This is a genomic window from Streptomyces sp., assembly GCF_035563135.1.
Classification (GTDB): Bacteria; Actinomycetota; Actinomycetes; order Streptomycetales; family Streptomycetaceae; genus Streptomyces.
In genome coordinates this window covers 1-3,903 of the sequence record NZ_DATMVN010000838.1, presented here as the reverse complement: position 1 = coordinate 3,903, position 3,903 = coordinate 1, and the positions used below count along the sequence as shown (strand labels likewise).

General features: G+C 66.6%; 2 protein-coding genes and 1 pseudogene. All 3 read right to left on the bottom strand.

All coding sequences use genetic code 11. The annotated features are described in order from the left end of the window. A pseudogene (locus VN520_RS37125) lies at window positions 1-494 on the bottom strand (acyltransferase); the annotation flags it as partial. After that, window positions 491-2,836 carry a glycosyltransferase gene (locus VN520_RS37120; protein ID WP_325751363.1) on the bottom strand — a complete coding sequence of 782 codons (2,346 nt, stop codon included), beginning with the start codon at window positions 2,834-2,836 and terminating at the stop codon, window positions 491-493. The pseudogene VN520_RS37125 and the gene VN520_RS37120, both read right to left, overlap by 4 nt. A gap of 686 nt (window positions 2,837-3,522) precedes the next feature. Next, on the bottom strand, window positions 3,523-3,792 hold the full coding sequence (locus VN520_RS37115; RefSeq protein WP_325751362.1) for an ATPase, T2SS/T4P/T4SS family: 270 nt from the start codon (window positions 3,790-3,792) through the stop codon (window positions 3,523-3,525). Window positions 3,793-3,903: the final 111 nt, after the last annotated feature.

The following is a 3,903-nucleotide window of genomic DNA, read 5'->3' as shown; positions in this document are numbered from 1 at the left end:
GTGGTGAATCGGTAACCCCAGTCACTCGCTCCGGGATCGCCCAGTGGTATCACCCAGTGCAGCAGCGCCCACCCGTCGAGCGGAACGCCACCCTGATCGGCCACGGCAATCCAGCCGTGGATCACCATGATGGGGACCAGGACGATGCCGAGCATCCACAATGGGGGGAGCAGGCGCCTCGTTCGCTTTCCCAGGACCTTCCACGGATTGTGGTGCGCTCGGTCCAGGGACGCCGCGACCAGCCCTCCGGCAAGGGCGAACATGATGCCCATGGAGGGAAAGAGGAACGGCAGCCAGGCGAATCCGAAGGTGTGGTAGACGATGACCCGGAGCAGGGCGCCGGCGCGCAGCGTGTCGATGTAGCGGTCACGACGCGGACCGGCGCCGTCGTTCTGACGCGGTCGAGACGAGGATGGCTGATCCGCGACAGTGCCCACGGTCCGGTGGTTCGGACGGTCCAGCGAGGGGACCGTCGAGCTCATGCTGGTCGTCACGTGGTCGATGCTTCCTCGAGGGCTCGGACGGCGTTCGACTGCCGCTCCACGGGAGTGAGGTCGGCGTGGCGCCGGCCGTGCCCGTCGGTGATGGCGTCCATGGCGCCGGTGCGCTGCAGCTTGTTCCACCCGAGCTTGACACCGCGAATGGCCAGGTAGGCCGACGTGTAGAGCAGGTAGGCGCGCAGCGGCTCGTGCACCACGCGGTAGATCGGGACCATGAGCAGATTCGCCCACCGCTCCCGCATCAGGATGACCGCGACTGCTGCGATGAGCAGGTGCATGGCGAGGAACAGCAGGAAGTACAGGCCCACGGTGCCCCAGCCGGAGTTCTGCACCGCCAAGACGCCCATCACCGCGATGAACGGCAGGAACACGATAGGCACCAGGACCGAGACCACCATGTAGGGCAGCACGGCCATTCCGAGCCATCCGTACCGGCGGCGCAGCAGCATGTTGCGGTGCTTGAAGATGGCCTGCAGCGTGCCGAAGGTCCAGCGGATGCGCTGCGCCAGCAGGGCGTCGGCGTGGTCGGGGGCCTCGGTGTAGGCCAGCGCCTCGTCGTCCTGGCTGACCCGCCAGTGCGCCTGGTGCAGCGACAGCGTCAGGTCGCAGTCCTCGGCCAACGTGGAGTGGGAGTAGCCGCCGACCTCCGCCACCGCCGCCTTGCGCCAGGCCGCGCAGGCCCCGGGGATGATGGGCACCGCTCCCAGCTGGGCGTATGCCGAGCGCTCGATGCCGATCTGTGTCAGGTACTCAAGAGCCTGCCAACGGGTGAGCAGGTTGCGCTTCCGGTTGCCGACCCGGACGACACCGGCGACTGCGCCGAGGCGGCCATCGGGGTCCGCCGCGAACTGACGGACCAGGTTGGTGACGGTGTCCGGAGTGAAGATGGTGTCGGCGTCCAGGGTGACCAGGATGTCTCCCCGCGCCTGGGCGGTGCCGTTGTTCAAGGCGGCCCACTTGCCGCGGTTGGGTTGGTTGATCAGACGGATGCGCGCATCGCGCGGCATCATCGCTTCGACCTCGGCCGCCGTGCGGTCGGTCGACCCATCGTTGATCACGAGCAGCTCGATGAACGGGTAGTTCGAGTCGAGCAGCGTCTCCAGCGTTCGCCGAATGACCCTCTCCTCGTTGTAGGCCGCGATGACGATGCTGACCGGCAGCACGGTGACGTTGGCGTCAAAGCGGGCCTGGGAGCGACGACGCGCGACCGCCATCGCCGTGTTGAAGAGGCCGATCACCCCCACGATGGCCAACGCGAAGACGAACAGGAAGTGCATGACCGTGTTCGGCCAGACGTAGATCGACTGGGCGAGGGCGCCGGTGGCTCGATCCCAGATCGAGGGCGTGACCGTCTGCGTCGAGGCCTGCAGCGCAGGTTGCGCCTGCGGCATTGTCTGGAAGGTGTAGCCGGCGGCTCGAGCCGCGGGAATCAGCCGAGTTCGCACGTACTCGACGGTCGCCGCCCGGTTGTCGGCGCCGCCGTCGTGCATCAGAACGGTGATGTTGCGGCCGTCGAATTCCGGCAGCGGTATGTCGGCGGCCTCCGCCCTCGCCTCGCCCGATCCGTAGCTCCAGTCCAGCGTCTCGAAGTCGTAGCCGGACAGGTGGTACCCCAGCTGCTGCGCACGCAGGATGCCCAAGGTGTTTTTGCTGACCTCTTCGCTGGTGGTTCCTCCGTACGGCAGCCGAAACGAGGTCGTCGCCTGCCCGGTCAGCGATCGAATGATCCGGTCGGTCTGAACAAGTTCTTCCCGGGCTCGAAAAGCGCTGACGTCATTGAGATCGGCGTGGGTGAGAGTGTGATTGCCGACCGCATGACCCTCGCGGACCATTCGCTGCAGCGTCTCGGCGTGTTGCACGGCCATGCTGCCCGTCACGAAAAAGGTCGCCGGCACCCCCTCGGCCGACAAGACGTCCAGCAGCTGCGGTGTGCTGATCGGATGCGGACCATCGTCGAAGGTCAACGAGATCGTTTGGGTGGTGTCGGACGCGTAGCCATACCGCTGGATTACATACTCATCGGTACCGGCTGCGTCGACCTCGTCGGCGGTGAGCGGCACCACCTCGCCGGTGAAGGGATCCTTGCCGACAACTCCTTCACCGCGGTCGATCTGCAGCACACGCAGCATCGGCCCCTCGCCGATCACATCGAGCGGCCGCTCACCCGGCCCGGGCGCAATATCCTCAACCGCTACCGCAGCCGCCGCGGGCGATGCCGCCGGGGCCTCGTGAATCCGAAATCCGCCGTAGATCGCTGCCGCGACGAACAGCAGGGTGATCGGCAAGCCCAGCACCAGCAAGCTCCGCCACCGGCGTCCCGACGGATCGAGGAACACCGCGACTCCGGCCGTCGTGTTTACCGCATCCGTAGCTGCTGTGGTGACGGCCGAACGCTCACGAGAAGTCAACGAGTACCCCGGTGTCTGCAGACAATTCTGCGTTTGCGTTGGCCGTCGTTTGCGTTGGCCGTCGTTTGCGTCGGCCGTCGTTTGCGTTGGCCGTCGTCCCCGCTGAGTTCTAGGCTCGCACGATCGCCGAAAGACGGGAACCGGCTACCAGTGAGATCCTTCTCGCATTGACTCACAGTTAGTTAACAACCGTGAGCGCCGGGTAGTCAACCGCCGACGTCCTGATCGTGTTCCACGATCGAAACGACCGCGCCACATGATCAACAGGGCCGCCAATCTGCTACTGAGAATGGCTGACGACCTCGTGCATGGTCCGCGGGACGCCTGCTGGTGCTGGTGTGAAGGACGGCGCAGGGTCGCAGTGTATCGAGAAGCCTGGCCCTTGCCGCTGTCGCGGTCGCCGGGTGACCAGGCTGTCCCAGACGGCCCTGGTTGAGCTGGTCGCCGAGGTGAGGCCGCGCTGGCAGGCCTGTCGGGACGCACGGCTGGTCGATCGGCCGCGCCGGCGGGCGGTCGGAGCGGGCGCTCGGCACCGGCTGGTATTCGTCGACCGGCTGCTGGCAGACGGAAGCGCATGCGCGGTTGTGAAGCCCTCGCCTGCACGCATCGGGTCCCTATGGCCCGGTATATGTTGAGGCGTGTTGCGTCAGGTCGAGGCACTCCTCCTGGCGCACCTCGCCGACGACGATGCGGGAGGGCCGCATCCGCAGTGCCTCCTTGACCAGGCGGCGCAGCGGTATCTCTCCAGCGCCCTCGAGGTTGGGCTGGCGGGTCTGCATCGCCACCACGTCTGGAAGCGGCACGCGGAGCTCGAAGGCCTCCTCGCAGGTGATGACCCGCTCGCGCGCCGGGATCGCGGCGCACAGGCAGTTGAGCAGCGACATCTGGACGGACAGACATGCGTTACCGTCTGTTCAGCCCTCCAGGCGTCCCACAGACCTGCCCGAAGACCACGAAAGTGCACTTCAGGGCGACGTGTAGCCCACCGCTGCACA

Coding starts and splice junctions, on each gene's coding strand:
- VN520_RS37115 (WP_325751362.1), bottom strand. CDS start 3,792: ATGTCGCTGCTCAACTGCCTGTGCGCCGCGATCCCGGCGCGCGAGCGG.